The organism is Microbacterium lacus (assembly GCF_039531105.1).
Classification (GTDB): Bacteria; Actinomycetota; Actinomycetes; order Actinomycetales; family Microbacteriaceae; genus Microbacterium; species Microbacterium lacus.
Genome location: NZ_BAAAPK010000001.1, coordinates 1029435 through 1056197, shown reverse-complemented (window position 1 = coordinate 1056197; position 26763 = coordinate 1029435). Strand labels below are relative to the sequence as shown.

The following is a 26763-nucleotide window of genomic DNA, read 5'->3' as shown; positions in this document are numbered from 1 at the left end:
CCTTTGACGACGGCTAGGAAGGGGAACGTTCCGCATCGACCCAGGCGTACGGTCGAGTGCCGTGTCGGTCGCTCCCCGGTGGTGACCCACCTCAACGCCAGTCGCGACACGACGAGCATATCCGATCGCACGCCCGACAAGACGCCCGTGACGTCGCGGACCTATTTTGTTAGGCTCCTTTACATGATGCTCCCGCTCGTCCCGCTGCCGCTCGGGCTGCGCCCCTCCGACAGCCCCGCCCTGCGCGTCACGGCGGACCTGCGGATCACCGGCGATACGGATGCCGCCGCAGCACTCACCGCCCTCATCTCGGCCCGCACGGGCGTCGAACCCGCCGGTTCTGAAGGCGGCACCGCGGTGATCGACCTGCGCCGCGAGCCGGGCGGCACCGCCGAGTCGTATCGGATCACCGTGGACGCGGCATCCGCCCGCATCACCGCGCCCGATGCCGCCGGCCTCTTCTATGCGGTGCAGACCCTCGGTCAGCTGATCACCCGTGACGACGCCGGATTCACGATCCCGGCCGTCGAGATCGCCGACGCGCCGCGTTTCGCATACCGCGGGGTGATGCTCGACGTCGCCCGGCACTTCTTCCCCGTAGACGTCGTGCGGGATTACATCGATCGCGCAGCGAGCCTGAAGTTCAACGCCCTGCACCTGCATCTGAGCGATGACCAGGGCTGGCGCATCCACCTGGACTCGCGACCGAAGCTCACCGAGCAGGCGTCGGGAAGCGCGGTGGGAGGCGACGCCGGAGGCTTCTACTCCAAGGCCGACTACCGGCGCATCGTCGATTACGCGGCCGAGCGGCACATGATCGTCGTGCCCGAGATCGACGTGCCCGGGCACACGCACGCGGTGTCGCTCGCGTACCCCGAGTTGACCGAAGCACCGGTGCTCTCCCCGCACGTGCTCGAGATCGTCGCGTCCCACGGTGGCGCCGCACCCGTCACCGGCGAGCCCTACACGGGCATGGCGGTGGGGTTCTCCTCGCTGCGGATCCACGACGAGGCGACGTACGACTTCCTCGCCGATGTGTTCGGCGAGCTCGCGGGGATGACCCCGGGGCCCTATCTGCACATCGGCGGGGACGAGGCGCTCGGCACGGCCCCGGACGACTTCGCGACGTTCATCGCGCGCGCGACCGCGATCGTCGCGGATCTCGGCAAGACCCCGATCGCCTGGCACGAGGCGGGAGCGGCGCCCGGCATCGATCCGAGCACGGTCGGGCAGTACTGGGGGTTCCGCGTCCCGACGGACGGCATGGACGAGAAGGCCCGCACGTTCGTCCGCAACGACGCCGGACTCATCCTCTCGCCCGCCGATGCGGTGTACCTCGACATGAAGGAGACCGCGGACAGCCCCCTCGGCCTCACGTGGGCGAACGGGCCGACGAGCGTCGAGCGCGCGTACTCGTGGGATCCGGCCGAGGTGATCGACGGCGTGGGTGAGGAGGACATCCTGGGTGTCGAGGCTCCGCTGTGGAGCGAGACGATCCGCACCCCCGAGGACATCGACCGCATGGCGTTCCCCCGCCTCGCGGCCGCCGCGGAGGCGGCGTGGTCACCGCGCGAGGGCGATCTGCGCTCCTGGGAGTCGTTCCGCGTGCGCGTGGGCGGGCTCGCGCCCCTGTGGGCGGGCCTCGGGATCGCATACCACCCGTCGGTGGAGATCCCGTGGCGCAGCGAATGAGCACGGTCGTGCACGGGGTGCGGCTCGTGGATGCCGGCCGCATCGTGCCCGACGCGTGGGTGCGGTTCGAAGACGGGCGTGTCACGGGAACCGGCACGGGCGACGGGTGGCGGGCGGGAGCGACATCTGCCGACGAGATCGTCGACGGCACGGCAGCGGCCGGCGTCTACCTCACCCCCGGATTCATCGACCTGCACGGGCATGGCGGCGGCGGCGCGTCGTACGACGACGGTGCCGAAGCGATCCGCGCCGCGCGGGCCGTTCACCGCGCTCACGGGACCACCCGCGCCGTGATCTCCCTCGTGCCCGCGCCTCTGGACCACCTCGCGGCCAGAGTCGCCGTCGTCGCCGAGCTCACACGGACCGACCCCGACATCCTCGGCTCCCACCTGGAGGGCCCCTTCCTGGATCCCGCGCACAAGGGCGCCCACGACGACTCGCTCCTGCGCACGCCCGAACCGGGTGCGGTCGAAAGGCTCCTCGAGGCCGGACGCGGCACGATCCGTCAGGTCACTCTCGCCCCGGAACTGCCCGGGGCCGTGGCTGCGATCCGCGCCGTGGTCGCCGCGGGCGCCGCCGCCGCGGTCGGCCACACCGGCGCCGACCTGGAGCAGACGCGCGCGGCGTTCGACGCCGGAGCGAGCATCCTCACGCACGCGTTCAATGCGATGCCGGGCCTGCATCACCGCGATCCCGGTCCGGTCGCCGCGGCGGCCGCCGACCGGCGCGTCACGCTGGAGGTGATCGCGGACGGCGTGCACCTGCATCCCGAGATCGTCCGCATCGCGTTCGCCGCCGCACCCGGCCGCGTCGCCCTCATCACGGACGCGATGGCGGCCGCCGGGCACGCCGACGGGCACTACGAACTCGGCGCGCTCGGCGTGGACGTCGAGCGCGGCGTCGCCCGGCTGAGCGACGGCGGCGCGATCGCAGGGTCGACGCTGACTCAGGATGCCGCGCTGCGGTACGCGTTCGCCGCCGGCATCCCGCTGCCCGATGCCGTGCACGCGCTCACCACTGCGCCGGCCCGGGCTCTCGGACGCGCGGGCGACCTCGGATCCCTCGCGGTCGGTGCGATCGCCGACGCCGTGCTCCTGTCCGAGGACCTGCGTGTGGTCCGCGTCTGGACCGCCGGGTCCTGACGCGTCGCCGCGCCCCGCAGCACCCCGGCACGGCGCGGGGACCCTGGGCGGCGATAGAATCGTGGGATGCCGAACGACGTGCCCCTGCAGCCCGGCATGCGCGCGCCCCTGTCCGGCGTGGACATCCTCGCGTTCGTGTGCGAGATCTTCGCGTTCGTGACCCTCGCGATCTGGGGCTTCGCGATGTGGCCGTTCCCATGGAACGTCGTCGTCGGCATCGGTGCGCCGGTCGCGGCGATCCTCGTCTGGGCCCTGTTCGTGTCGCCGCGGGCCGTCCTGGACGTCCACCCGTTCGTGCGCGCCGCAGTCGAACTGCTCGTGTACGTCTCTGCCACGGCGGCATGGTGGAGCATGGGCCTCACCTGGGTGGGCCTCGGATTCGCCGTCGTCGCGGTGGTCGCCGGCGTCCTGGCCGGTCGTCGCCGGCTCGCGTGAACACGCCGCCGGCGTCCACGGACGTCCTCGCGCAACTGCGCGCCGTCCTCGGCGACCGCGTGGACACCGATCACTCCGCGCTGCAGGGCGCGCGCGCCGACAAGTCCGGGCATGCCGCGGCGGGCATGCCCCTCGCGCTCGTGCGCGCGACATCCGTCTCCGACGTCCAGGAGACGCTGCGCATCGCCTCGGCCACCGGCACACCGGTCGTCACCCGCGGTGCGGGGACCGGTCTCGCCGGCGGAGCGAACGCGGGTACCGGCGAGATCGCCCTCTCCGTGCGCGGGATGGACCGGATCCTCGAAGTGCGTCCCGACGATCTGCTCGCGGTCGTCGAACCGGGCATCATCAACGCCGACCTCAACGCAGCCCTCGCCGAACACGGCCTCTGGTGGGCTCCGGATCCGGCGAGCCGCGCGATCTCGACCGTCGGCGGCAACATCGCCACCGGCGCCGGCGGCCTGCTGTGCGCGAAGTACGGGGTCGTCCGCGACGCGGTTCTGGGCGTCGACCTCGTGCTCGCCGACGGGCGCCTCCTGAGCCTCGGGCACCGCACCGTGAAGGGTGTCACCGGACTCGACCTCACTTCTCTCGTGATCGGCTCGGAGGGCACACTCGGCGTCGTCGTCGGGGCGATCCTCAAGCTCCGGCGACTCATTCCCGGTGAGGTATGCACGATCGCCGCGACGTTCCCGGACGTGCGGGCGGCAGCCGAAGCGTCCGCCGCCGTCACGGCGTCCGGCGCGCAGCCCTCGATCATGGAGTTGATGGATGCCGCATCCCTCTCCGCCGTACACGCTCTGCTTCAGCTCGAACCGCCCACGCCGGGTGCGGCTCAGCTGACGATCCAGACCGACGGTCCGGCCGCAGCCGGGGAGGCGGACGCGATCGCCGCGGTCCTGAACGCTGCCGGGGGCACGGTCGCCGTGTCCCATGACCGCGCCGAGGGCGAGCGTCTGCTCGCGATCCGCCGCGCAATGCATCCGGCGATGGAGACGCTCGGCACGGCCCTCATCGAAGACGTCTCCGTGCCGCGCAGCGCCCTGCCCGCGATGTTCGACGAGATCGCCCGCGTCGAGCGCGAGCACGGACTCGTGATCCCGACCGTCGCCCACGCGGGCGACGGCAACCTGCACCCGAACTTCATCTTCGACGCGACACCCGATGAGAACGGCGTCATCGAGGCACCCGAGTACATCTGGGCGGCGGCCGACGATCTGTTCCGGGCTGCCCTGCGCCTCGGCGGCACCCTCACCGGCGAGCACGGCATCGGTGTTCTCAAGAAGCGCTGGCTCGCCGACGAGCTCGGAGACGCCCAGTGGGAGTTGCAGCGCGACATCACGCGCGTGTTCGACCCGGCCGGCATCCTGAACCCCGGCAAGGTCTTCGCCTGGTGACCGACGCGCGGATCTTCGTCAGCGCAGCCGTGATCACGGATGCCGACGGCCGGGTGCTCGTCGTGCGCAAGCGCGGGACGAGCGTGTTCATGCAGCCCGGCGGCAAACCGGAGGCCGGCGAGAGCGCGGCCGAGGCGCTCGCCCGCGAGCTGCACGAGGAGGTCGGGCTCGTGGTGTCCGCCGCAGCGCTCGAGCCGCTCGGCACGTTCGAGTCCGCTGCCGCCAACGAGCCCGGGCACCGGGTGGTCGCGGCGGCCTTCCGGACGACGGCGAACCCCGGCGACCTCGCACCCCGGGCCGAGATCGAGGAACTGCGCTGGATCACCCGGGCGGACATCGGACACCTGCCGCTGGCGCCGCTGAGCCTGGATCACCTGCTCGCGTTCGCCTGGGACTGATCCCGGAGACTCAGCTGCCCGGATAGACCTGCACCGCGGTCGGGCGGCTTCGTGCGAGCAGCACCGCACAGAGGCCGAGACCCAACGGCACCGCGACCGCGATGAGCTGACCGAGCCCGACCATCGGCGCCGCCATCCCCTGCACGTCCGCTCCCGGACTCGCGGCGACCGCCTGCAGGATCAGCTGCGGAGCGATCGCCGCACCGAGCGCCCAGAGCGGCGCCCAGCGCCATGGGTGCGGCACGACCCCCGCTCGGGCGATGAGCACGACCGCGACGATCGCGGCGGCGAGCGGCACGAGGAGCGAGACGTACCCCCAGACCTGATAGCTCTCGAGCGAGTCCATCGTCGGCGGGACGAGTGCGTACACGACGGCGTCCACGAGGGGCCAGACGGCGAGGAGCACGAGCGCGGACACCCCGAGCGGTCGGCGGTCCACGACGCTCCCCCGCCCGCGGATGCCGACCGCGAAGACGACGAGAGCCGCCGAGAACGCGAGCGTGCGCGCCCACGACACGGGCGTGAACAGCGCGGTGAACATCAGTGCCGGTTCGAGGACGCTGAGCCCCGCGCACACGAGCAGCAGGATGCCGCCGATCGTCCAGGCCTGACGCGGACCGGTGCGGGCGGGAGCGGCATCCGTCATGCTCCCACCCTATGCAAGCGCTCTAGAGGCCTTGCCAGGCGGGCTTGTTCTCGAATGCGAACCGGTAGTAGTCGTACAGGCGCAGATCGGAGGCGGCGGCCTCGTCGAGGATCACCGTGGCGTGCGGATGCAGTTGGATCGCGGATGCCGGGACGAAGGCGCTCAGCGGCCCCTCGACGGCAGCCGCCACCGCCGCCGCCTTGCCGGCGCCGAACGCGAGCAGCACGAGGTGCCGGGCGCGCAGGATCGTGCCGAGGCCCTGCGTGATGCAGTGCCGTGGGACGTCCTGGATGCCGTCGAAGAAGCGTGCGTTGTCCTGGCGGGTCTGCGCGGTGAGGGTCTTCACGCGCGTCCGGGACGCGAAGGAGGAGCCGGGTTCGTTGAACCCGATGTGCCCGTCCGTGCCGATGCCGAGGAGCTGCAGGTCGATGCCGCCGGCGGCTTCGATCGCCGCTTCGTAGTCCTCGCCGGCGTGCTCGATGCCCGTCGCGGCTCCGTTGGGCACGGCGATCCGCGCGGGGTCGAGCCCCAGCGGCTCGACGACCTCCCGCGTGATGACCGACCGGTAGCTCTCGGGGTGCGCCGGGTCGAGCCCGACGTACTCGTCGAGCGCGAAACCGCGCACGCGGGAGACATCGACGTCGGCGAGCCGCACCGGTAGCGCCTCGTACACCGGAACGGGGGTGGATCCGGTGGCGAGACCCAGCACGGCGTCCGGGTTGCCGCGGATCAGGCGGGCGATCTCGTCGGCGACGAGCGCGCCGGCGGTCGCCGGATCGGGGACGATCACGATTTCAGCCACGGGCGAGCGCCTCCTCGGGCGCGCCGACGAGCGCGGCGCCGAGCGCCGCGGCCGGGGAGCCGAGCGGAAGCATCTCGACGCGCTCGGAGAGCCGCAGTGAGCGCATGAAGGCCGATGCGTCGGCGCTCGCCGCGAGTTCGGCCGACACGTCCTCGCGCAGTCGCTCCCCGAGAGCCGTGATGCCTCCGCCGAGCACGACCGTGTCGACGTCCGCCGTGAGGACGAGGACGCGGACGGCCGCGGCCACGCCTCGCGCCAGCCCCACCCTCAGCTCGCGGGCCTGCGCGTCGCCGCGATCAGCGGCGTCGAACACGTCGCGCACAGGCAGCGCGCCGGGTCTCCCCCAGCGCTCGGCGATCGCTCCACCGCCGGCGAGCGCCTCGATGCAGCCGTGCTGCCCGCACCGGCAGAGCGGCCCTGCCGGATCGATCGAGATGTGCCCGACCTCGCCGGCCGTTCCACGCGCGCCGCGCCACAGCCCGCCACCGGCGACGATGCCGGCGGCGATGCCGGTGCCGAGGTTGAGGTAGGCCATCGAGCCGGGGGTCGCCGAGAGCGCGAACGCGCCGTACGCCGCGGCCTTCACGTCGTTCTCCACGCTCACGGGCACCGCGAGCAGCGGCGCGAGGGCCTCGGCGAGGTCGAGCTCGTCCACACCGAGGTTGACAGCGTGGACGACGCGGCCCGTGCCCGGCTCGACCTGGCCCGGGATGCCGATCCCGATGCAGCGCATCGGACCGGCGTCCGCGCTCGAGGCGGCGACCTCCGCCTCGAGCGAGCGGACCGCGGCCACGGCGGACCGCACGACGGCCTCGGGGCCCCAGCCGGTCGGGCGACGCACGCGCGCCAGGATGGCGCCGGCGGAGTCAACGGCGACGGCATCCGTCTTCGTGCCCCCGATGTCCAGCCCGACCCTCATCGGCCGACCTCCTCGCGGAGGGCGGCGGTCTCCCGCACGCGCATCAGCCCTTGACCGCCCCGGCCACCAGGCCCCCGGTCATGCGTCCCTGGACGATGAGGAAGAAGATGATGACCGGCAGGGCGATCAGGGTGGAGCCCGCCATCACCGCTCCCCAGTTGACCGAGCCGCCCACCGACGATGACTGGAAGGCGTTGAGCCACGGCATGAGGGTCAGGTTGTAGCCCTTCATCAGCAGCAGCGCCATCGTGAACTCGTTCCACGCCTGGATGAAGGCGAAGATGCCCGTCGCGACGAGCCCCGGGGCCAGGAGCGGGAAGGTGACCTTCCAGAAGGCCTGAGACTTGGTGCACCCGTCGATCATGGCCGCCTCCTCGAGGTCGGCGGGGACCCCCGCGACGAAGCCGCGCAGCGTCCAGATCGTGAAGGGGATCACCGCGGCCAGGTACACGATGCCGAGCCCGAGGAGGGTGTTCATCAGACGCCAGTCGTCGATCATCCCGTAGATCGTGAACATCATGGCCTCGCCCGGGATCATCTGGACCACGAGCACCGAGACGATGAACACGCGGCGGCCCCGGAAGCGGAAGCGGGCGACCGCGACGGAGGCGAGGAACGCGAACAGCAGGGTCGCGATCAGCACGCCGAACGTGACGGTCATCGTGGCGCCCAGCGCGTGGGGGAAATCGGTCTGACCGGGGGCGGCCTCGCGGTTCCACGCGGTCAGGTAGTTGCCGAACGTGAAGTCCAGCGGCAGGAAGCTGGGCGTGCGGCTGATGATCTTGTCGTTCGGGGTGAACGAGAGGTTCACCATCCAGTAGACCGGGAACACCGAGAGCGCGAACACGATCGCCGCGGCGATGTTCAGGAGGGTCCTCGTCGCGACCTTGCGCGGGGAGGGGCGTCGGGCCTGGATCGACCGGCGCCGCGGCGTGCGCGGCTCGCCGCCCTCGCCGAGGACCTCCTCCACGCCGATCGTGCCGAGCTGGGTGCTCGCGTTGATCTGGGTGCTCACAGCTCCTCCTCCTTGAGCGTGCTGCGGACGTACCCCCACGAGAGCGTGAGCAGCAGGATGACCATGACGACGCCGATCGCGGCCGTCGCGCCGAATTCGCCGACGCCCTGCCGGAACAGGTACGTGCCGAGGACGTTCGTCTCGGCGGCGATGCCGCCGCGGCTCTGCAGGGCGTACACCTGCGTGAAGATGCGCAGGTTCCAGATGATCTGCAGGACCAGGACGACCGTGAGAACACTGCGCAGATAAGGGAACACGACGAATCCGAAGCGCTTCAGGCCGGTCGCGCCGTCGAGGGATGCCGCCTCGAGGACTTCGCCCGGCACCTGACCGAGCGCCGCGTACGTGGTGAACGCGACGAACGGGACGGACTGCCAGACGATGATGATCGTCAGCACGAAGAAGAACGACCAGGGGTTGAGCAGCCAGGAGTGATTCGTCCAATCCGACGTACCCGTGACCGCGTTCAAGGCCCAGTTGACGACGCCGTACTGCGTGTCGAAGATCCAGCCCCAGACGACGGTCGCGGTCAGGGGCGGCATCGCCCACGCGAGGAGCAGGCCGACGGAGACCACGATGCGCCAGGCGCGGCCCAGCCGCGTCATCAGAACGGCGACCAGGATGCCGAACAGCATGTTCAGGAACGTGAGGACGACCATGAGGCCGAGGCTGCGCATGAGCACGGCCGGGAAGTCCGATTCGGAGAACAGCGCGATGTAGTTCTCGAACCACACGACGTTCGGGGTCGTGCCGAGCACCTTGTTCTTCACGGTGTAGTCCGTGAAGGACTGGATGACCATGAGGACGGCGGGGTACGCGACCATGACGCCGAGGATGATCAGCGACGGCCCGAGCAGCACCCACGCGCCGCGTGCTTCGCGGCGGGCTCGTACTCGTTCGCGTGAGACGGGCGGACGCCCGGCGGCGGTCGCCTTCGACCGTTCCGCGGTGGCGGTCTCGCTCATGTCGTCTCCTCTCCAGGGAAGATGATGGGCAATCGGCGGATGCCGACGGCGGGCAGGCCGGAGGGGTCCAGGCAGTGCACCTGGACCCCTCCAGGTGTACTACTTGTTGAGGATCGCCTCGATGGCGGTGTCGAGCTCTTCGGCGATCGCCTTCACGTCACCACCCTGCGCGATCTTCACCAGTGCGTCGGGGATGATCTGCGCGGCTTCGACCTCGGCCCACTTCGGGCTCGTCGGGGTGAACTTCGAGTTCGCGAGCGCCTCGGCCTGCGCCTTGGCGATCGGGGTGTCGGGCAGGTACTGCGCCGCCGATTTGATGCCCGGGGTCAGCCCCTGCTCGGCGAGGAGCTTCTGGTAGCCCTCCGAGAGCATGATCTCCAGCGCGGCCTTGGCCTTCTCCGGTGAGTCGGACTTCGTCGCGACGGCGACGTTCGAGCCGCCCGCGAAGATCGGCGCGGTCTCACCGGCCTTCATGCCGGGCAGCGCGAAGGCGCCGAGGTCGGACCCGTACGTGTCGGGGCAGCCCTCCGAGACCTCTTCGCCCGCGGCCTCATCGCCCCAAGGCCAGTCGCCCGTGATGTTGCCGGCCGCCCACGCAGGGCTGGAGAGGAAGCCGACCTCCCCGGCGCAGAAGTCGATGTTGCCGAGACGCTCGTTGCCGTCCACGGGTGCGACCGACGCGTTCAGGTAAACGTCCTGCAGCTGCTCGAGGCCCGCCAGGCTCTCCTTGCTGGAGAACTGCGCGTCCCACGTGTCACCGTCCTGGACGGCGATCTCGCCGCCGTGCGCCCAGACGTAGGGCAGCGCGTTGTACCAGTCCTTGCCCGGCGCGTAGATGCCCGAGACGGTGTCCGTCTTCAGCGCGATGCCCTGGGCGACGTACTCGTCGAGTGTGGTCGGCAGCGTGTCACCGACGATCTGCGGGGTGTAGAAGACGATGCGCCCGCCCGCGTAGTACGGAGCGGCGTAGAGTGCACCGTCGTAGGTGCCGGCATCCACCAGACCCGACAGCAGGTCATCGCCGCCGATCTTGTCCTGGATGTCGGAGATGTCCAGGAACAGCCCCGCGTCGGCGAAGCCGAGCGCCTGGGTGTTGCCCACCTCGACGACGTCGGGCGAGTCGTTGGAGGACAGCGCCGCAGTGTACGTGTCCGAGACGTCCGCCCAGGTCTTCTCCTCGACAGTGAGGGTCCACCCGTCGTTCTCGGACTCGAACGTCTCCTTGAGGTAGTCGCGCGCCGTCTGGGGCGTGTCGGCGCCGACGAGCCACACCGTCAGGTCGCCGGTCGCCGCCTCGCTGGGCGCGCTCCCGCTGCCACCGGCGCAGCCGGCGAGGACGACGGCCGAAGCGCCGACGAGCGCGAGGGCTCCGAGCTTGTGGTTCATGTGTCTTCCTTCGTGTTCTTCTTGGTGTTTCGGTGGGCCGGGTGGCCCATCCGGGGGGTTGCGATCGCCGACCGAGCTCAGGAGACCCCGAGCTGACCGGACAGGACCATGACGGCCGCTCCGCGCAGGACGATGTCCTGGCCTTGCTCCGTCATCCGCACGCGGACGCCGTCGTGGAACTCGGCGAGCGTCCGTGCGCGGAGGGTCTCGACGGTCGCCTGGGCGAGGGGTCCATCGAGAAGTTCAGGGGGGCCGGAGAGCACGATCTCCGAGACGTCCAGCACGCCGACGATCGGCGCGAGGGCGATGCCGAGACGCTCGCCCGCGTCGCGCAGGATGCCCTCGCGGGCGTCGTCGGATGCCGCACCGAGTCGCTCGGTCAGCGCCGGCACGGCGAGCCACGCCTCGAGGCATCCGACTTTTCCGCACACGCACACCGGGCCACCGTCCGTGCCGACCGTGACATGGCCGATCTCGCCCGCGGCGAAGTGCGCACCGCGCATGGGCTGCCCGGAGGCGAGCAGACCCGAGCCGACACCGCGGCCGACCTTGACCAGCAGGACGTCGTCCCCGGCGCCGCCGAAGGTGTACTCGGCGAGGACGGCGGCGTTCGCGTCGTTCGCGACGAGGACGGGCAGTTCCAGGGCGCGGGCGAGCGCGCCCTGGAGGTCGAAGCCGGCCCACCGCAGATTGGGGGCGGTGAGAATCACGCCGTGGTCGTCGATGACTCCGGGGGTGCCGACGCCGACCCCGAGCACCGGGGCGTCCGCGTCGGCGACGAGATCACGGGCGAGCTGGACGACGGCGCCGACGACGGCGCCGTCGGTCGCGATCGGGACCTCGCGGCGCGCGACGATCTCCCCGTCGAAGGTCAGGACCGCCCCGATGAACGAGTCGGCGCCGGACAGGTCGATGCCGACGATGCGGTGGCCGGCGCGGTCGAGGTCGACCAGGATCGCGGGCTTGCCGGGGCCCGAGGCTTCGCGCACTCCCATCTCGGCGACGAAGCCGTCGGCGATGAGCTCGGCGATCAGGTCCGAGATCGTGACGCGCGTGAGTCCGGTCTCGCGGCTGAGGTCGGCACGGCTCATGGCTCCCTGATGGAAGAGCGTCTGCAGCAGGAGCGAGCGGTTGTGCCCGCGCGCATGCTCGGGCAGGACCTTGCCGCCGTGCCGGAGAGCCCGCCCGGCGCCGAAGGCGCGCGCGTTGGCGGCGGGCTGCTGCTCGAGAAGGGACGAGCTGCGGTGCGCTTCCGTGGAGGACATGTTTGTTAGTACACCTTACGAACATTCTCAACGCAAGCCTTCGGGCGAATTTGCTCAGGGTGTTTACAAAACCGTTACCTGCCGAGGTCGCCAAGAATCGCCCTGCCTGCATGGAGCGTGATGCATCCGTTGCCTGGTACGGTTCCGCTCTCCCGTACCATGAGAGAACACGTGTTCACAGCCGGGGGGTGATGGCATGACAGATCTGGTGACCAGACCGGACGCCGATACGGCGCCTGTCGAGGCGTCCGATTCACAGTCGACCGCTCCTCTGGACGGCGGCGGAGAGACTCCCCCGCTCGCATGGGCGCCCGCCGAGCCTGCGCCGCGCAAACGGCGTCTCGGCCTGTGGATCGGCATCCCGGCGGCGATCGCCGCCGTCGCTCTCGTGGCGTCGTCGCTCGTGCTGATCGCGCCCGGAACCACCGTCGCCGGCGTCCCGGTCGGGGGCATGACCCCGGGTGCGGCGGCGGATGCTCTGCAGCAGCGACTCGCGGAGACGACGGTCGTGCTCGCGGGCGCCGACGGTGAGCCCGAGGTCACCGGCGCCGAGCTGGGTGCGAGCCTGGACGCGAAGGCACTCGCCGACCGCGCGTTCGGCGAGCACCCGATGTGGAACGTGACCTCCTGGTTCAGCGATCCGAACAGCGCGTCCGTCTCGATCGACGCCGTGGCGGCGACCGCGGCCCTCAGCGCGGCGGCACCCGAGCTTTTCACCGAACCGACCGACGCGACGATCGCCTTCGACGCGGCGACGGCGAGCTTCGTCGCGACGCCCGCCGTGCCGGGCACCGGCGTCGACGTGGAGAGCGTGCGCCTCGCTCTGCAGAAGGCTCTCGCCGACGGGCAGACGCGTGTCGAGATCGACGCCACCCCGGTGGAGGTTCCGGCCCTGCACACCACCGCGACCGCCGACGAGAGCATCGCGAAGCTCAACGGCATGCTGGACGCGGCGGGCTTCTACGTCGGGGCCGAGCGGACCGTGCCGGTGGATCGCGCCGTGGCCGCCTCGTGGCTGTCGGTCGAACCGATCGACGACGGCACATTCGAGATCACTGCGGACGCCGCGGCGATTCAGCCCGTGGTGGACGAATTGGCGCCGCTGGTGAACCGCGGCGCGGAGGACGGCAAAGTGATCACGGACTCCTCGGGAGACGTGCTGCGCGAGATCGCCCCGGGCATCTCCGGCCGCGAGCTCGGCGACACGTCCTCGGTCGCCTCGGATTTCGCCGCACAGCTCGCGGACGGCAACGCCGCTTTCGCCCTGCCGGTGACCGAAGTCGCGCCCGTCATCACGACACTCGCCCGCCGCATCGACGTCAACCTCAGCGAGCAGCGCGCCTACCTGTACGAGAACAATCAGGTCGTGCAGTCCTGGTACATCTCCTCCGGCGCCGAGGGTTTCAGCTCCAGCACCGGGAACTTCCGCATCCGGGCGAAGCTCGAGTCGCAGAACATGGGCAATCGCGATCTGACGAAGGCCCCGTACTACTTCACGCCCGACGTGCCGTGGGTCATGTACTACAACGGCGACGAGGCTCTGCACGGCGCGTACTGGCACAACAATTTCGGCAATGTGATGAGCCACGGCTGCATCAACATGCCGGTGGATGCCGCCGCCTACGTCTTCGAGTGGGCACCGATGGGCACCGAGGTCTCCGTCCACTACTGAGCGGACGACACCGCGCCGATCAGACGCGTGCGCCGAGGAACGCCGCCTGGGCGAGCCACTGATACGTCGTGCCGCCCTCGTGCTCGTTGAACGGATACACCTCGATCTGCTTCTCGCCCGCATATCGGTTGTAGGTCGCGTACACGGTCGACGGCGGGCAGATCGGGTCCAGGAGTCCCACCGAGAACAGACCGGGCGCCGTCGCGCGCGTGGCGAAGTTCGCCCCGTCGAAGTACGAAAGCGTCTCGAACACGCGCCGCTCCGCGCCGCGGTGGATGGACAGGTACCGGACGATCTCCTGGTACGGATCGCGATCGGTCAGTCCGACGGCGCGCTCGAAGTGGCACAGGAACGGCACGTCCGGCATCGCGGCGACGAGGCCGTCGCTGAGCCCGGCGGCCGCGAGGGTGATGCCGCCGCCCTGGCTGCCTCCGCAGACCGCCACGCGGTCGGCATCCACCCGCTCGAGAGTGCGGACGGCGTCGATCGCGCGCACCGCGTCGGTGTAGACGCGGCGGTAGTAGTAGTCGGCGGGGCTCTCGATGCCGCGGGTCATGAAGCCGCTGAAGGACGGACCGGTGCCGTGCGGGTCGGGGGTGTCGCCACCGGTCCCCCAGGCGGAGCCCTGCCCGCGAGTGTCCATGAAGAGGTGCGCATAGCCGGACGAAACCCAGCCGAGCCGCTCGACCGGCAGCCCTCGGCCTCCGCCGTAGCCGTTGAACTCGACGACCGTCGGGAGGGGTCCCGCAGAGCCCGCAGGAAGCAGCAGCCATGCCTTGATCGGGTCTCCACCGAACCCCGGGAAGGTGACATCGAAGACGTCGGCGCTCGTGAGCGGCGTCGCAACGGGCTCGACCCGGACCGGCTCGTCGTGCGCGCGCGCGTCGGCGAGCGTCTCGCGCCAGAAGTCGTCGAAATCCGCGGGCTCGGAGATCTCGGGCGCGTAGGTCTCGAGCTCGGCCGGGGAAAGGTCGAAACGGGGCATGGGACTCCTCAGGGTGACGGTGCGGGCAGTGGACGCTCACCGCTGCCGCGTTCGATGATCCAGGTGGGCAACTGCAGCTGCCGGGTGAACCCGGACGGATCTCCGATGCGATCGATCGCGGCCAGCGCCGCCTGACGCCCGAGCTCGTAAGGGTCGTAGCTGATGACGCTCACCCCGATGACGTCGGCGGTGTCGAAGTCGTCGAAGCCGATCAGGGCGATGCGGGCGCCGGGATCCTGATCGCGCAGCACCCGCAGGGCGCCGATCGTCATTCGGTTGTTTCCCGTGATGACCGCGGTCGGCGCCGACTCGCGCGCGAGCAGTTCGCCGACGACCCGCTCGGGCGGAATCGACAGGTCGTCTTCGAGGCGCTCCCACGGCGAGCTGTCGTGGATTCCGTACACGGCGAGCGCGTCACGATAACCGCGCAGGCGCTCGGACTGGCTGTAGACGGATGCCGGATTGCAGACGTAGCCGATCCGGCGGTGCCCGCGCTCGAGGAGGCGGGTCGTGGCCTCGAACACGCCTCGGTGGTTCTCCAGCACGATCGAGTCGGCCACGAGGTTGCGGGCCGGACGGTCGATCGCGATCACGGGCGTACCCAGCTGCCGTTCCCCTTCGAGGTAGGACTGGTCTTCGGCCACCGGAATGAGCAGCAGCGCACCGATCCGCTGCGCGAGGAGCGCATCGGCGACACGCTCCTCGCCCTCAGGGGTGTCGTCGGTCGTCGCGACGACGAGCGCGTGACCGTGGGCCGCCAGCTCCTTCTCGATGCCGGCGGCGACCTTGTAGTAGAACGGGTTGCCGAGCTCGCCCATGATGAACCCGATCGTGTTCGTCCCGCCGCCGCGGCGCAGACCGCGAGCGAGCGAATTGGGTCGGAAGCGCAGTCGCTTGGCCGCCGCGAGCACGCGCTCGACGGTGTCCGGAGCGACGAGCTCGCGGGACGCGAAGACACGCGAAACGGTCTTCGAGCTGACGCCGGCGAGCCGTGCGACGTCCTCGAGCGTCGCCCGCTGCTGCACCGTCACCTGCTGACCCTCCGTCGGATGAGCGTCAGCCTAGCACCGCCAGGGGCCGATGACCACGATGGACATTCCACGGACATTCATGCGAGTGCTGATCGCCCGACCATTGATTAATACCTGATCAGAGGCTGTTTATTGACCAGGAATGCGGAAAGGACAAGGAAAGACAACGCTGACATTGGGTGCTTGTGAAGCAAGTGACGATGTGCCTAGGGTGGCCCCGCGACCAACTCCGCGCGACGACGCCGCGGCACCCGCACCTTCAGTTCACAGCTGAACCTGACAAGGAGAGATCACATGGCCATCAAGAAACTGGCGGGCTTCGCACTGCTCGCCGTCACCGCCGTCGCGGTGAGCGCGTGCGCGGGCGGATCCGGCGCGAGCGATGCCGACAACACGATCGACGGCGAGGTCAAGGGCGACGTCGTCTTCGTGACCTGGCGCACCGATCTCGTCCAGGACGGCACGTTCGACAAGTACGCCGAGGAGTTCCACGCGAAGTACCCCGACGCGAACGTCACGTTCGAGGGCATCACCGACTACGAGGGCGAGCTGAAGACGCGCTTGTCGACGAAGAACTACGGCGATGTGCTCGGCATCCCGAACAGCGTGCAGCCCGACCAGTTCGCCGATTTCTTCGAGCCGCTGGGCAAGACGGCCGACCTTCAGGCGGACTACCGCTTCCTCGCGGCGAAGAGCTACGAGGACACGCAGTACGGCCTGGCCCTCGGCGGGAACGCGAACGGCATCGTCTACAACACCGCGGTCTTCGAGGAGGCCGGTGTCGCCACTCCCCCGACCACGGAGGAAGAGTGGCTCGCGGCGATGAAGAAGGTCCAGGACAACACCGACGCGATCCCGCTCTACACGAACTACAAGGACGGCTGGCCGCTGAGCCAGTGGTCCGGCAACATCGGCGCCGTCACGGGCGATCCCGACGCCATGAACGCGATGGCCACGGAGGACGCGCCGTGGACCGATGGCGAGGACATCTTCGCGATCGACTCCCTGATCTACGACACCGTCGAGGCCGGCTACACCGAGGCCGATCCGCTCACCACGAACTGGGAGCAGTCCAAGGTCGACTTCGCGACCGGGAAGATCGCCACGATGGCGCTCGGCTCGTGGGCCATCTCGCAGCTGCAGGCCGCGGCGTCCGACAACGGCGAGGACCCCTCGGTCGTCGGCTACATGACCTTCCCCGCGGTCGCGGACGGCACGCAGTTCGCGATGGTCGGCGGCGACTACAACCTCGGCATCAACAAGAACTCCTCGGTCAAGGCGGCCGCGAAGGCCTGGATCGACTTCCTGATCGAGGACTCCGGCTTCACGCAGGACCAGGGCATGGTCTCCTCCCTGCTGGCCGAGCCGCTTCCGGAGAACCTCACCGGTCTCTCGGATGCCGGCGTCGAGCTCATCGAGCTGAACGCCGCGCCGACCGGCCAGGAGGCGCTGTTCACGAACATCGCCGACACCGCGCAGATCGACGTGTGGGGCAACCTCTACCGCCAGAAGCTCATCGACATCGCCCGCGGCGCCGCGGACGGCGACAAGCAGTCGTACTTCGACGAGCTGAACACCCGCTGGGCCGAAGCCCGCGCCGAGGTGGGCTGACCCCCGACACCGTCGCACCGGCCGGGGCGCGCAGCGTCCCGGCCGGTACCCGTCGAACGGACGCACCATGTCTTTCTCCACCGCCGGCCCCACCGGCACCGGGGCCCCCGGCCCCCTCGTCACCGTCACCCCCGACGAACTCGACCTCGACGAGATCACCGACTCCGATCGCCCCCGTCGCCGCCGGCGTCGCAAGCGCACGGCGGGCGCCGCCGGTGCCCCCGCCGGGCGTGGATTCCTCGGCCAGCTGACCCCATACCTCTTCATCGCGGCCGCGGTCGGGCTCCTGCTCCTGCTGACGTACCTCCCGGCCGCGAACATGCTCTGGTATTCCGTCACCGACTGGGACGGACTGGATCTCGACAAGAACTTCATCGGACTCGAGAACTACACGGACGTCTTCACGAACCCGCAGATCTTCGGGGTCTTCTTCGTCTCGCTGTACTACTTCGCGGGCGCCTTCGTGCAGATGGCGATCGCCCTGTACTTCGCCGCCCTGTTGTCCAGCTCGACCCGTTTCTCCAACTTCTTCCGCGGTGTGCTGTTCTTCCCGTACCTGATCAACGGCGTCGCGATCGGGTTCGTCTTCCTCTACCTCTTCCAGCCCGGCGGGTCGCTGGACACCGTGCTGAGCTGGTTCGGTCTCACTGACCCGCCGCAGTGGCTCGGCGATCCGAACATCGCCAATTTCTCGCTCGCCGGAACGAGCGTGTGGCGGTACACCGGCATGAACTTCGTGCTGTTCCTCGGCGCGATGCAGTCCATCCCGTCCGAGTTCTACGAAGCGGCCGAGATCGACGGAGCGAGCAAGTGGCAGCAGTTCTGGGCGCTGACCTTCCCCGGCATCCGCCGCATCATCGGACTGACGTTCATCCTCGCCGTCGCGGGCAGTCTGTCGGTGTTCGAGATCCCCTTCATCATGACCGGCGGCGCCAACGGCACCTCCACATTCGTGATCCAGACCCTGCAGACCGCGTTCAACTTCCGCCAGGTGGGGCTCGCTTCCGCGATGGCCGTCGTGCTCCTGCTCATCGTCCTGCTGGTCACCTGGGTCCAGCGCAAACTCTTCCCCGACGAGAAGGTCGACCTGTCATGACCGCCGTGCACACGCCGCCCGACACCCGGAGCGGATTCACCCTCGGACCGCCGCGCCGCCGCCGCGATGCCAGCGATGCGGTCATTGCGACCCGTCGCGTTGCGGGGACCACGACGAAGTACGTCTCCCTCGTGATCGGCGTCCTGTTCACGCTCATCCCGCTGAGCGTCGTGTTCATCGCGAGCTTCAAGACGCCGCAGGAGTTCGGGCAGACCGGGCCCTTCGCGCCCCCGTCGAACTGGTTCAACCTCGAGAACTACGTGACCGCCTTCGAGAAGGGCGGCATGGTCGAGGGATTCATCAACACCACGATCGTGCTGGTGTTCTCCCTCGTCGGCACGATCGCGATCGGCACGATGGCCGCATACGCGCTGGATCGCTTCTCGTTCCGCGGCAAGAAGCTCGTCGTCGCGCTGTTCCTGATCGCCACGCTCATCCCCGGGGTCACGAGCCAGGTGGCGACGTTCCAGATCATCAACGGACTGGGGCTCTACGACAACATGGCGGCCCTCGTGCTGCTGTTCATGGGCACCGACATCATCTCGATCTACATCTTCATCCAGTTCATGCAGTCCATCCCGGTCTCCCTCGACGAGGCCGCGATGATCGACGGCGCGAACCGGTGGACGATCTACTGGCGGGTCATCCTGCCGCTGCTCAAGCCCGCGATCGCGACGGTCGTCATCATCAAGGGAATCGCCATCTACAACGAGTTCTACATGCCCTTCCTCTATCTGCCTTCGCACGAGATGATCTCCACATCGCTGTTCCGCTTCAAGGGACCCTTCGGTGCGCACTGGGAGATCATCGCGGCGGGCACGATCCTGGTGATCATCCCCACGCTCGTCGCGTTCGTCGCGCTGCAGCGCTTCATCTACCGGGGCCTGACCGCGGGAGCCGTCAAGTGACCCGGGCACGTGCGCTGCACGACGGGTGGACCCTGCACGCCGCCGGCGGCCCCGTGCCCGGCGGCCTCGAGATCGACGGGGTTCCCGCGCAGGTCCCGGGATGCGTGCACACCGACCTGCTGACGGCCGGCCTGATCCCCGATCCGTACCACGGCGTGAACGAGGCGCTCCTGGCGTGGATCGGCCTCGTGGACTGGACCTACCGCGCGACGTTCGCCTGGGCGCCCGATGGCGAACAGCGGCATGACCTCGTCTTCGACGGCGTCGACACCGTGGCCACGATCATCCTGAACGGCCAGGTGCTCGGCGAGGTGGCGAACCAGCACCGCTCCTACCGGTACGACGTGCGGACCGTCCTGCGCGAGGGCGCGAACGAACTCGAGGTGCGCTTCCGCGCCCCCGTCCCGTACGCAAACGCCGAGTCGCTGCGCCTGGGCGCTCGCCCGCGGCCCTACCCCCTCCCCTACGAGGCGATCCGCAAATCGGCCTGCAACTTCGGCTGGGACTGGGGCATCGCGACGTTCACGAGCGGGCTGTGGCGCGGAGTGCGACTCGAGTCGTGGTCCGTCGCGCGGCTCGCCGAGGTGCGCGTGAGCGCTGCACCCGAGGGCGACGGCGGACGCGTCACCGTCGACGCCCGCCTCGAACGCGCAGCGGATGCCGCCCTCTCGGTCGCCGTGTCGGCCGCAGGCGCCGAGGCGGCGGCATCCGTCGACGGCGACAGCGTGCAGGTCGTGCTCGACCTCGCGGACGTGGAGCGCTGGTGGCCGGTGGGATACGGCGCGCAGCCGCTCACCGACATCACGGTGACCCTGTCCGGCGGCGACGGCGAACTCGACCGCAGCGACAAGCGGGTCGGCTTCCGCACCGTCCGGTGGGACACGACGCCCGACGAGACGGGCACGCCCTTCACGCTCGTCGTCAACGACGTCCCGGTGTTCGTGAAGGGCGCGAACTGGATCCCGGACGACGCCCTCCCGGTGCGCGTGGACCGCGCGCGCTACGAGCGGCGCCTGCGTCAGGCGGTCGATGCGAACCTCAACCTCATCCGGGTGTGGGGCGGCGGCATCTACGAGTCCGACGACTTCTACGAGCTGTGCGACGAGCTCGGCCTGCTCGCGTGGCAGGACTTCCTGTTCGCGTGCGCGGCCTATCCCGAGGAGAAGCCCCTCCGCTCGGAGATCGCAGCGGAGGCCGGGGAGAACATCGTGCGGCTGGCCGCGCACCCCTCCCTCGTGCTCCTCACGGGCAACAACGAGAACCTGTGGGGCTTCGAGGACTGGGGATGGAAGGCGCGCCTGGACGGGCGGACGTGGGGCGCGTACTACTACTACGAGCTCTTCCCCGCGCTGATCACCGAGCTCGCCCCGCACGTGCCGTACGCGCCGGGCAGCCCGTTCAGCCCCGGCGGCGAGCACCCGAACGATGAGCAGCACGGGTCGATGCACCTGTGGGAGCAGTGGAACCGGCAGGACTGGATCACCTATCGCGACCACACCCCGCGCTTCGTCGCGGAGTTCGGCTGGCAGGGTCCGCCCACGTGGTCGACGCTCACCTCGTCGCTGGACGACGACCCGCTCACCCCCGAGTCGCCGGGCATGATCGTGCATCAGAAGGCCATGGAGGGCAACGTCAAGCTCACGAACGGCCTCCTCCCCCACTATCGCGTCCCCGACGACATGGAGACGTGGCACTGGGCGATGCAGCTGAATCAGGCGAACGCCGTATCGGCGGCGCTGGACCACTTCCGCACCCATGCCCCGCACACGATGGGGGCGATCGTCTGGCAGCTGAACGACTGCTGGCCGGTCACCTCGTGGGCCGCCATCGACGGCGAAGAGCGGCCGAAGCCGCTCTTCTACGCACTGCGGAATGCGTTCGCGCCGCGGAGCGTCGTGATCCAGCCGCGGGATGCCGGGCTCGCCGTGATCGTCACGAACGAACGGCCCGACGCCTGGTCCGGTGAGGTGCGGATCGCCCGCCGCTCCTACGCCGGGGACGTGCTCGCCGAGAGCCTGATCGCGGTGGACGTGGCCGCGCGCGGACGCGTCGAGGTTCCGGTACCGGCGGATACCGCCGCCCCCGGCGACACGACGTCCGAGCTGGTCACCGCCGAGCTCGACGGCGTTCGCGGGGTGTGGTTCTTCGGCGAGCCGCGCGATTCCGCCCTCGAGGCTCCCCGTGTGTCCGTCGAGGTCCGCGAGCATCCGGAGGGAGCGGAGATCACCCTGACCGCCGGCAACCTGGTGCGCGACCTCACGCTGCTGGTCGACAAGGTCGCGCCGGACGCCGTCGCGGCAGAGGGACTCGTCACGCTCCTCCCGGGCGAGCAGACCACGATCCTCGTCCGGGGCCTGCACCCTCAGCAGGCGCCCGCCGTGTCCCACCCGAGCGTCCTGCGCTCCGCCAACCAGCTGGTGGTGCGATGACGACGCTGATCGAACGTCTCGGCGAGCCCGTCTGCGGCATGACGTGGGGCTGGGTCGGCACGCGCGGGACGTGGGCGACGCCGGCGGCTTCGGACTCGATGGCCCGCATGGCCGAGCACGCGGTCACGTGGACGGCGATCGCGTACGCGGCCGAACAGGCGACTGCGTTCTCGACCGACATCCCGTTCGACCGGGAGCCGACCGTGACCGACGACGAGATCGTCTGGGCGATCCGCCAGGCCAAGAGCCTGGGCATGAAGGTCGTGCTCAAGCCCGTCGTGAACTGCGCGGACGGCACGTGGCGCGCGCACATCGGCTTCTTCGACTGGGACGTTCCGAACGAGCCGAGCTGGTCGGACTGGTTCGCCTCGTATCGGACGTTCATCCTGCACGCGGGACGCCTCGCACAGGCCGAAGGATGCGAAATGCTCTGCATCGGGTGCGAGATGGTGCGCGCCGACAGCCAGGAGGCGCACTGGCGCAGGCTCATCGCGGACGTGCGCGAGGTCTACGACGGGCTCGTGACCTACAACTGCGACAAGTACCAGGAGGATCACGTCACCTGGTGGGACGCCGTGGACGTGATCTCCTCGAGCGGCTACTACCCGATCACGAAGTGGAAGCAGCAGCTGGACCGGATCGAGCGCGTGGTCGCGGCATCCGCGAAGCCGTTCTTCTTCATGGAGGCCGGGTGCCCCAGCCGGACCGGATCGCCCGATCTGCCGAACGACTGGGCGTTGCCCGGAGAGCCGTCGGGCGCGGAGCAGCTGCGCTACTACGAGGCGATGCTGCAGGCGTGTCGTGCCCGGCCCTGGGTCGGCGGACTCATGCTCTGGGACTGGCCGGCGGATCTGTACGACGCCGCCGATGCGGCGGAGAATGACGACTACTGCCCGTACGGCAAGCCCGCAGGCGACTATCTCCGCGGCGCGTACACCGCGTGGGCCGAGGAGACGAAGCGATGAGCACCAGCGAGCCGGTCGTCCTGGCGATCGACGCCGGACAGACGGCGATCAAGGTGCGGGTCGAACGGCCGGCGACGGCGCCGGTGGACCGGCTGTTCCCGGGCATCCGCACGCACGAGCCGCTGCTGCCGCAGCTCGCCGACGTCGCGCGGGCGGTCGCCGCGGAGCAGCACCTCACCGTCGACGTCGTCACGGCCGGCGTCTCCGGGCTGACGCGGCACGAGTCCGACGCCTCGGGCCTGCACCGCATGCTCGGACTCCCTGCGGACGTGCGGCGGGTCATCCTCGCGCACGACTCGGTCACGTCGTTCCTCGGGGCCCTCGGCGAGGGGACGGGAGCCGTCGTCGCCGCGGGCACCGGCGTCGTCACGCTCGGCGTCGGGCGCACGCGGGTGGCGCGCGTCGACGGCTGGGGGAACATCATGGGCGATGCCGGCAGCGGGTACTGGATCGGCCGCGAGGCGCTGGACGCCGTCATGCGCGCGCACGACGGCCGCGGCGAGCGCACGGCGCTGACGGGACTCGTGACGCAGCAATGGCCCGACCTGGAGAGCGCCTACATCGAACTGCAGGCGGCGGAGGACCGGGTCTTCATCGTGGCGTCGCTTGCGCGCGGCGTGGCGGAGCTCGCCGCGAACGACGCGGTCGCCGCGCAGATCTGCCTCCGCGCCGCTCGCGAGCTGTCGGTCTCGGCGACATCGGCCCTCCGACGCGTGGCCGAAGCCGACGATGTCGACCCGCCCGCGGTGTGCGCGATCGGAGGCGTCTTCCGTGCGGACGTGATCCGCGAGCGCTTCGGCGAACTCGTGCGCGAGGCGTTCCCGACGGTGCGTCTGGAACCGAGCCACGGCTCGGGTATCGACGGCGCTGCGGCGCTCGCCCATCTGAGCCCGTCGCACGCGCTGCTGTCGTACGTGTCGACGTCCGGCTAGGGGCCAGGCCCGATGCGAGAGGGCGACGGATGCCGCGGCATCCGTCGCCCTCCCGCGTCAGGTGTCGGTCAGCTCAGTGCGTCGATGATCCCGTTGAGCGTCTGCGACGGGCGCATGACCGTCTCGACGAGCTTCTCGTCGGGGTGGTAGTACCCGCCGATCTCGACCTTCGAACCCTGCACCGCGACGAGCTCGTCGACGATCTGCTGCTCCTTCGCGGCGAGCTCCGCCGCCACCGGCGCGAAGGCCGCAGCGAGCTCCGCGTCGGCCTTCTGCGCCGCGAGCTCCTGCGCCCAGTACAGGGCCAGGTAGAAGTGGCTGCCGCGGTTGTCGATCGTGCCGAGCGCACGGCCCGGCGACTTGTCGTTCTCCAGGAACGTTCCGGTGGCGGCATCCAGTGTGTCCGCGAGAACCTGCGCCTTGGCGTTGCCGGTGTACTGCGCGAGGTGCTCGAGCGACGCGGCGAGCGCGAAGAACTCGCCGAGCGAGTCCCAGCGCAGGTAGTCCTCCTCGAGCAGCTGCTGCACGTGCTTGGGAGCGGAGCCACCCGCACCGGTCTCGAACAGTCCCCCGCCGGCCAGGAGCGGCACGATGCTCAGCATCTTCGCGCTCGTGCCGACCTCGAGGATCGGGAACAGGTCGGTGAGGTAGTCGCGCAGCACATTGCCGGTGACCGAGATCGTGTCCAGCCCGTGGCGCATGCGCGCCAGCGTGTAGCGCGTCGCCTCCTCGGGGCTCAGGATCGTGATCTGGATGCCGGACGTGTCCAGCAGCGCGAGACCCTGGTGCACCTTCGCGATGAGTTGCGCGTCGTGCGAGCGGTTCACGTCGAGCCAGAACACGGCGGGCGCACCGGTCGCGCGGGCACGCGTGACGGCGAGCTTGACCCAGTCCATGACCGCGATGTGCTTCGTCTGCGTGGCACGCCAGATGTCGCCCGTGTTCACCTCGTGCTCGATGAGCACCTCACCCGCGGAGTCGACGATCTGCACCGTGCCGGGCGCGGCGATCTCGAACGTCTTGTCGTGGCTGCCGTACTCCTCGGCCGCCTGCGCCATGAGACCGACGTTGGGCACGGTGCCGATCGTGGTCGGGTCCAGCGGTCCGTTCGCGATCACGTCATCGATCGTGGCCTGGTAGACGCTCGCGTACGACGAGTCCGGGATCACCGCGAGGGTGTCGTCTTCTCCCCCGTCGACGCCCCACAGCTTGCCGCCGTTGCGCACGAGCGCGGGCATCGACGCGTCGACGATGACGTCGGAGGGCACGTGCAGGTTCGTGATGCCCTTATCGGAGTTGGTGTAGGAAAGGCGCGGGCCGCGCTCGAGGTCGGCCGTGATCGCCGCGGCGATCTTGTCACCGCCTTCGACCCCGCCCAGGCCGGCGAGGATCGAGCCGAGGCCGTTGTTGGGCGTGAGCCCCGCCTCGGCGATGATGTCGCCGTACGTGTCGAACACGTCGGCGAAATAGGCCTTCACGACGTGGCCGAAGATGATCGGGTCGCTGACCTTCATCATCGTGGCCTTCAGGTGCACCGAGTACAGCACGTCCTCGGCCTTCGCCTGGGCGAGGGTGTCGGCGAGGAACGCGTCGAGGGCGGATGCGGAGAGGAACGTCGCGTCGATGATCTCGCGCGGAAGGACCTTGAGGTTGTCCTTGAGGACCGTGACGGTGCCGTCCTCCCCGATGTGGCGGACGGTCAGCACGTCGTCGTGGGCGGCGACCCAGGACTTCTCGTTCGACTTGAAGTCGTCGTGGCCCATCGTCGCGACGCGCGTCTTCGATCCGGCAGGGAACGGCTTGTTGCGGTGCGGGTGCTTGCGGGCGTAGTTCTTGACCGACAGAGGTGCGCGCCGGTCGCTGTTGCCTTCGCGCAGAACGGGGTTCACGGCCGATCCCTTGATGCGGTCGTACCGCGCGCGGACGTCCTTCTCCTCGATCGACTGCGGGTCGTCCGGGTAGTCGGGGATGTCGAAGCCCTGCGCCTGCAGCTCGGCGATCGCGCCCTTCAGCTGCGGGATGGATGCGGAGATGTTCGGAAGCTTGATGATGTTTGCCTCGGGCAGCGTCGCGAGACCGCCGAGCTCGGCGAGCGCGTCGCCCACCTGCTGCTCGGGCGTGAGGTTCTGCGGGAACGCCGCGAGGATGCGGCCCGCGAGGGAGATGTCGCGGGTCTCGACGTGCACTCCGGCCTGACCGGTCACGGCCTTCACGATCGGGAGGAACGACGCCGTCGCCAGAGCCGGTGCCTCGTCGGTGTAGGTGTAGATGATGGTCGAGTCAGTCACCGGTTTTGTCTCCGTTCGAGTGGTCTTTCCAGCCTATCGCAACGGGCAAAGTATCTTGACATCGAGATATCTCGCTCCATGAACACCGCGTTACAGAGGGACGCGCACCGTGACGCGCGTCGGGTTTGCCGACTACCCTGTGCCTATGGCTGAGCTGCGACTCGAGGAACTGTCCGCATCGACGATCGTCGCCGTCAACACACTGGGTCTCAAGCCCGGACAGGAGCAGTTCCTGGCCCCGGTCAGTTACGGCGTGGCCGCCACCGTCGTCAACCCGCAGACGACCTGGCAGCGCGTCGTCCTCGACGGGGACGAGGTCGTCGGCTTCGTCAGCGCCAACTTCGACCCCGAGGCGCACGAGCCGCACTTCCGCTCCGTCCTGTGGCGCATCAACGTCGACGCGGACGACCAGGGCCGCGGTGTCGGCCGGTACGCGGTCGAGCAGCTGATCGAAGAGGCCCGCCGGCGCGGCATGGACCACGTCGATGTCATCTACGAGGCGGGCGAGGGCGGCCCGGAGGCGTTCTTCACGCGCGTCGGTTTCACTCCGAGCGGGGAGACCGAGTACGGCGAGGTCATCGCCGAGGTCCGGATCTAGGCTCCCGCCCGCCGGCTCGCGGCCGGCATCCGCTCTTCCCCTCTCCCCACGAGATGGTGGGTCTTTCGCCGAGGTGGTGGGTCTTTCACCGAGATGGTGGGTCTTTCACCGAGATGGTGGGCACCATCTCGGCGGAGAACCCACCATCTCGGTGGACAACCCACAATCTCGGTGGAGAACCCACCA

The 26763-nt window shown here is 69.7% G+C and carries 23 protein-coding genes and 1 riboswitch; of the genes, 13 read left to right on the top strand and 10 right to left on the bottom strand.

The features are described 5' to 3' along the window. Positions 1 to 31: 31 nt before the first annotated feature. Positions 32 to 115, bottom strand: a riboswitch (ZMP/ZTP riboswitch). Between the two features lie 68 nt (positions 116 to 183). From ABD197_RS04930 to ABD197_RS04910, 5 genes are all read left to right on the top strand, one after another. Next, positions 184 to 1692, top strand: coding sequence for a family 20 glycosylhydrolase (locus tag ABD197_RS04930; protein WP_344052188.1), 1509 nt, complete (start codon positions 184 to 186; stop codon positions 1690 to 1692). Beyond that, positions 1689 to 2834 (top strand): N-acetylglucosamine-6-phosphate deacetylase, encoded by a 1146-nt coding sequence (gene nagA / locus ABD197_RS04925; protein ID WP_344052186.1) that lies wholly within the window; start codon positions 1689 to 1691, stop codon positions 2832 to 2834. Before ABD197_RS04930 ends, nagA begins: the two co-directional genes overlap by 4 nt. Positions 2835 to 2900: 66 nt before the next feature. After that, a complete protein-coding gene (locus tag ABD197_RS04920; RefSeq protein ID WP_344052184.1) occupies positions 2901 to 3269 on the top strand; it encodes a YrdB family protein in 369 nt (122 codons plus the stop codon). Then, the gene (locus ABD197_RS04915; protein ID WP_344052182.1) at positions 3266 to 4666 is read left to right on the top strand and encodes an FAD-binding oxidoreductase; all 1401 of its coding nucleotides are present in this window, start codon (positions 3266 to 3268) and stop codon (positions 4664 to 4666) included. Before ABD197_RS04920 ends, ABD197_RS04915 begins: the two co-directional genes overlap by 4 nt. Then, entirely contained in the window at positions 4663 to 5064 is a 402-nt protein-coding gene (locus ABD197_RS04910) for an NUDIX hydrolase (RefSeq protein ID WP_344052180.1), read from the top strand. The genes ABD197_RS04915 and ABD197_RS04910 overlap by 4 nt, the downstream gene beginning before the upstream one ends. 10 nt (positions 5065 to 5074) lie before the next feature. Here ABD197_RS04910 and ABD197_RS04905 read toward each other — a convergent pair whose 3' ends face one another. The 7 genes from ABD197_RS04905 to ABD197_RS04875 all read right to left on the bottom strand — a co-directional run bounded on the left by ABD197_RS04905 (position 5075) and on the right by ABD197_RS04875 (position 12062). Next, positions 5075 to 5710, bottom strand: a complete 636-nt coding sequence (locus ABD197_RS04905) for a hypothetical protein (protein ID WP_344052178.1) — start codon at positions 5708 to 5710, stop codon at positions 5075 to 5077. A 22-nt stretch (positions 5711 to 5732) separates the two neighbouring features. Continuing rightward, positions 5733 to 6512, bottom strand: coding sequence for a glucosamine-6-phosphate deaminase (nagB, locus tag ABD197_RS04900; protein WP_344052176.1), 780 nt, complete (start codon positions 6510 to 6512; stop codon positions 5733 to 5735). Then, positions 6505 to 7431 carry an ROK family protein gene (locus tag ABD197_RS04895; RefSeq protein WP_344052175.1) on the bottom strand — a complete coding sequence of 309 codons (927 nt, stop codon included), beginning with the start codon at positions 7429 to 7431 and terminating at the stop codon, positions 6505 to 6507. Before ABD197_RS04895 ends, nagB begins: the two co-directional genes overlap by 8 nt. Positions 7432 to 7474: 43 nt before the next feature. Continuing rightward, positions 7475 to 8446, bottom strand: a complete 972-nt coding sequence (locus ABD197_RS04890; protein ID WP_344052172.1) for a carbohydrate ABC transporter permease — start codon at positions 8444 to 8446, stop codon at positions 7475 to 7477. Further along, a complete protein-coding gene (locus ABD197_RS04885) occupies positions 8443 to 9411 on the bottom strand; it encodes a carbohydrate ABC transporter permease (protein WP_344052170.1) in 969 nt (322 codons plus the stop codon). The genes ABD197_RS04890 and ABD197_RS04885 overlap by 4 nt, the downstream gene beginning before the upstream one ends. Positions 9412 to 9510: 99 nt before the next feature. Then, on the bottom strand, positions 9511 to 10797 hold the full coding sequence (locus ABD197_RS04880) for an extracellular solute-binding protein (RefSeq protein WP_344052168.1): 1287 nt from the start codon (positions 10795 to 10797) through the stop codon (positions 9511 to 9513). Positions 10798 to 10874: 77 nt separating this feature from the next. Beyond that, on the bottom strand, positions 10875 to 12062 hold the full coding sequence (locus ABD197_RS04875) for an ROK family transcriptional regulator (protein WP_344052166.1): 1188 nt from the start codon (positions 12060 to 12062) through the stop codon (positions 10875 to 10877). A 196-nt stretch (positions 12063 to 12258) separates the two neighbouring features. Between ABD197_RS04875 and ABD197_RS04870 the strand changes: the two genes are divergently transcribed. Next, a complete protein-coding gene (locus tag ABD197_RS04870) occupies positions 12259 to 13734 on the top strand; it encodes a L,D-transpeptidase family protein (protein ID WP_344052164.1) in 1476 nt (491 codons plus the stop codon). Positions 13735 to 13753: 19 nt separating this feature from the next. Here the strand turns inward: ABD197_RS04870 and ABD197_RS04865 are convergent, their stop codons facing one another. Then, entirely contained in the window at positions 13754 to 14719 is a 966-nt protein-coding gene (locus ABD197_RS04865) for an acetylxylan esterase (protein ID WP_344052162.1), read from the bottom strand. Positions 14720 to 14727: 8 nt separating this feature from the next. Further along, positions 14728 to 15750, bottom strand: coding sequence for a LacI family DNA-binding transcriptional regulator (locus tag ABD197_RS04860; protein ID WP_344052160.1), 1023 nt, complete (start codon positions 15748 to 15750; stop codon positions 14728 to 14730). A gap of 294 nt (positions 15751 to 16044) precedes the next feature. Between ABD197_RS04860 and ABD197_RS04855 the strand changes: the two genes are divergently transcribed. The 6 genes from ABD197_RS04855 (at position 16045) to ABD197_RS04830 (ending at position 23691) form a co-directional block, all read left to right on the top strand. Then, positions 16045 to 17361: an ABC transporter substrate-binding protein gene (locus ABD197_RS04855; RefSeq protein WP_344052158.1), complete on the top strand. Its 1317-nt coding sequence runs from the start codon at positions 16045 to 16047 to the stop codon at positions 17359 to 17361. Positions 17362 to 17428: 67 nt separating this feature from the next. After that, positions 17429 to 18457, top strand: a complete 1029-nt coding sequence (locus ABD197_RS04850) for a carbohydrate ABC transporter permease (protein ID WP_344052156.1) — start codon at positions 17429 to 17431, stop codon at positions 18455 to 18457. Next, positions 18454 to 19365 carry a carbohydrate ABC transporter permease gene (locus tag ABD197_RS04845; protein WP_344052155.1) on the top strand — a complete coding sequence of 304 codons (912 nt, stop codon included), beginning with the start codon at positions 18454 to 18456 and terminating at the stop codon, positions 19363 to 19365. The genes ABD197_RS04850 and ABD197_RS04845 overlap by 4 nt, the downstream gene beginning before the upstream one ends. Beyond that, complete coding sequence (locus tag ABD197_RS04840) at positions 19362 to 21794, top strand: glycoside hydrolase family 2 protein (RefSeq protein ID WP_344052154.1); 2433 nt, start codon at positions 19362 to 19364, stop codon at positions 21792 to 21794. The genes ABD197_RS04845 and ABD197_RS04840 overlap by 4 nt, the downstream gene beginning before the upstream one ends. Beyond that, entirely contained in the window at positions 21791 to 22759 is a 969-nt protein-coding gene (locus ABD197_RS04835) for a glycoside hydrolase family 113 (protein WP_344052153.1), read from the top strand. The genes ABD197_RS04840 and ABD197_RS04835 overlap by 4 nt, the downstream gene beginning before the upstream one ends. Then, on the top strand, positions 22756 to 23691 hold the full coding sequence (locus tag ABD197_RS04830; protein WP_344052151.1) for an N-acetylglucosamine kinase: 936 nt from the start codon (positions 22756 to 22758) through the stop codon (positions 23689 to 23691). Before ABD197_RS04835 ends, ABD197_RS04830 begins: the two co-directional genes overlap by 4 nt. Before the next feature lie 68 nt (positions 23692 to 23759). Here ABD197_RS04830 and ABD197_RS04825 read toward each other — a convergent pair whose 3' ends face one another. Next, the gene (locus tag ABD197_RS04825; protein ID WP_344052149.1) at positions 23760 to 25979 is read right to left on the bottom strand and encodes an NADP-dependent isocitrate dehydrogenase; all 2220 of its coding nucleotides are present in this window, start codon (positions 25977 to 25979) and stop codon (positions 23760 to 23762) included. A 145-nt stretch (positions 25980 to 26124) separates the two neighbouring features. On the opposite strand from ABD197_RS04825, the gene ABD197_RS04820 reads away from it, so the two are divergent. Then, positions 26125 to 26577: a GNAT family N-acetyltransferase gene (locus tag ABD197_RS04820; RefSeq protein WP_344052147.1), complete on the top strand. Its 453-nt coding sequence runs from the start codon at positions 26125 to 26127 to the stop codon at positions 26575 to 26577. Positions 26578 to 26763 lie beyond the last annotated feature (186 nt).

Bases quoted from the DNA above. Each gene is read 5' to 3' on its own strand.
- ABD197_RS04930 (WP_344052188.1), top strand. From the start codon at position 184: ATGATGCTCCCGCTCGTCCCGCTGCCGCTCGGGCTGCGCCCCTCCGAC.
- nagA (WP_344052186.1), top strand. From the start codon at position 1,689: ATGAGCACGGTCGTGCACGGGGTGCGGCTCGTGGATGCCGGCCGCATC.
- ABD197_RS04920 (WP_344052184.1), top strand. From the start codon at position 2,901: ATGCCGAACGACGTGCCCCTGCAGCCCGGCATGCGCGCGCCCCTGTCC.
- ABD197_RS04905 (WP_344052178.1), bottom strand. From the start codon at position 5,710: ATGACGGATGCCGCTCCCGCCCGCACCGGTCCGCGTCAGGCCTGGACG.
- ABD197_RS04895 (WP_344052175.1), bottom strand. From the start codon at position 7,431: ATGAGGGTCGGGCTGGACATCGGGGGCACGAAGACGGATGCCGTCGCC.
- ABD197_RS04885 (WP_344052170.1), bottom strand. From the start codon at position 9,411: ATGAGCGAGACCGCCACCGCGGAACGGTCGAAGGCGACCGCCGCCGGG.
- ABD197_RS04880 (WP_344052168.1), bottom strand. From the start codon at position 10,797: ATGAACCACAAGCTCGGAGCCCTCGCGCTCGTCGGCGCTTCGGCCGTC.
- ABD197_RS04875 (WP_344052166.1), bottom strand. From the start codon at position 12,062: ATGTCCTCCACGGAAGCGCACCGCAGCTCGTCCCTTCTCGAGCAGCAG.
- ABD197_RS04870 (WP_344052164.1), top strand. From the start codon at position 12,259: ATGACAGATCTGGTGACCAGACCGGACGCCGATACGGCGCCTGTCGAG.
- ABD197_RS04865 (WP_344052162.1), bottom strand. From the start codon at position 14,719: ATGCCCCGTTTCGACCTTTCCCCGGCCGAGCTCGAGACCTACGCGCCC.
- ABD197_RS04855 (WP_344052158.1), top strand. From the start codon at position 16,045: ATGGCCATCAAGAAACTGGCGGGCTTCGCACTGCTCGCCGTCACCGCC.
- ABD197_RS04850 (WP_344052156.1), top strand. From the start codon at position 17,429: ATGTCTTTCTCCACCGCCGGCCCCACCGGCACCGGGGCCCCCGGCCCC.
- ABD197_RS04845 (WP_344052155.1), top strand. From the start codon at position 18,454: ATGACCGCCGTGCACACGCCGCCCGACACCCGGAGCGGATTCACCCTC.
- ABD197_RS04835 (WP_344052153.1), top strand. From the start codon at position 21,791: ATGACGACGCTGATCGAACGTCTCGGCGAGCCCGTCTGCGGCATGACG.
- ABD197_RS04830 (WP_344052151.1), top strand. From the start codon at position 22,756: ATGAGCACCAGCGAGCCGGTCGTCCTGGCGATCGACGCCGGACAGACG.
- ABD197_RS04820 (WP_344052147.1), top strand. From the start codon at position 26,125: ATGGCTGAGCTGCGACTCGAGGAACTGTCCGCATCGACGATCGTCGCC.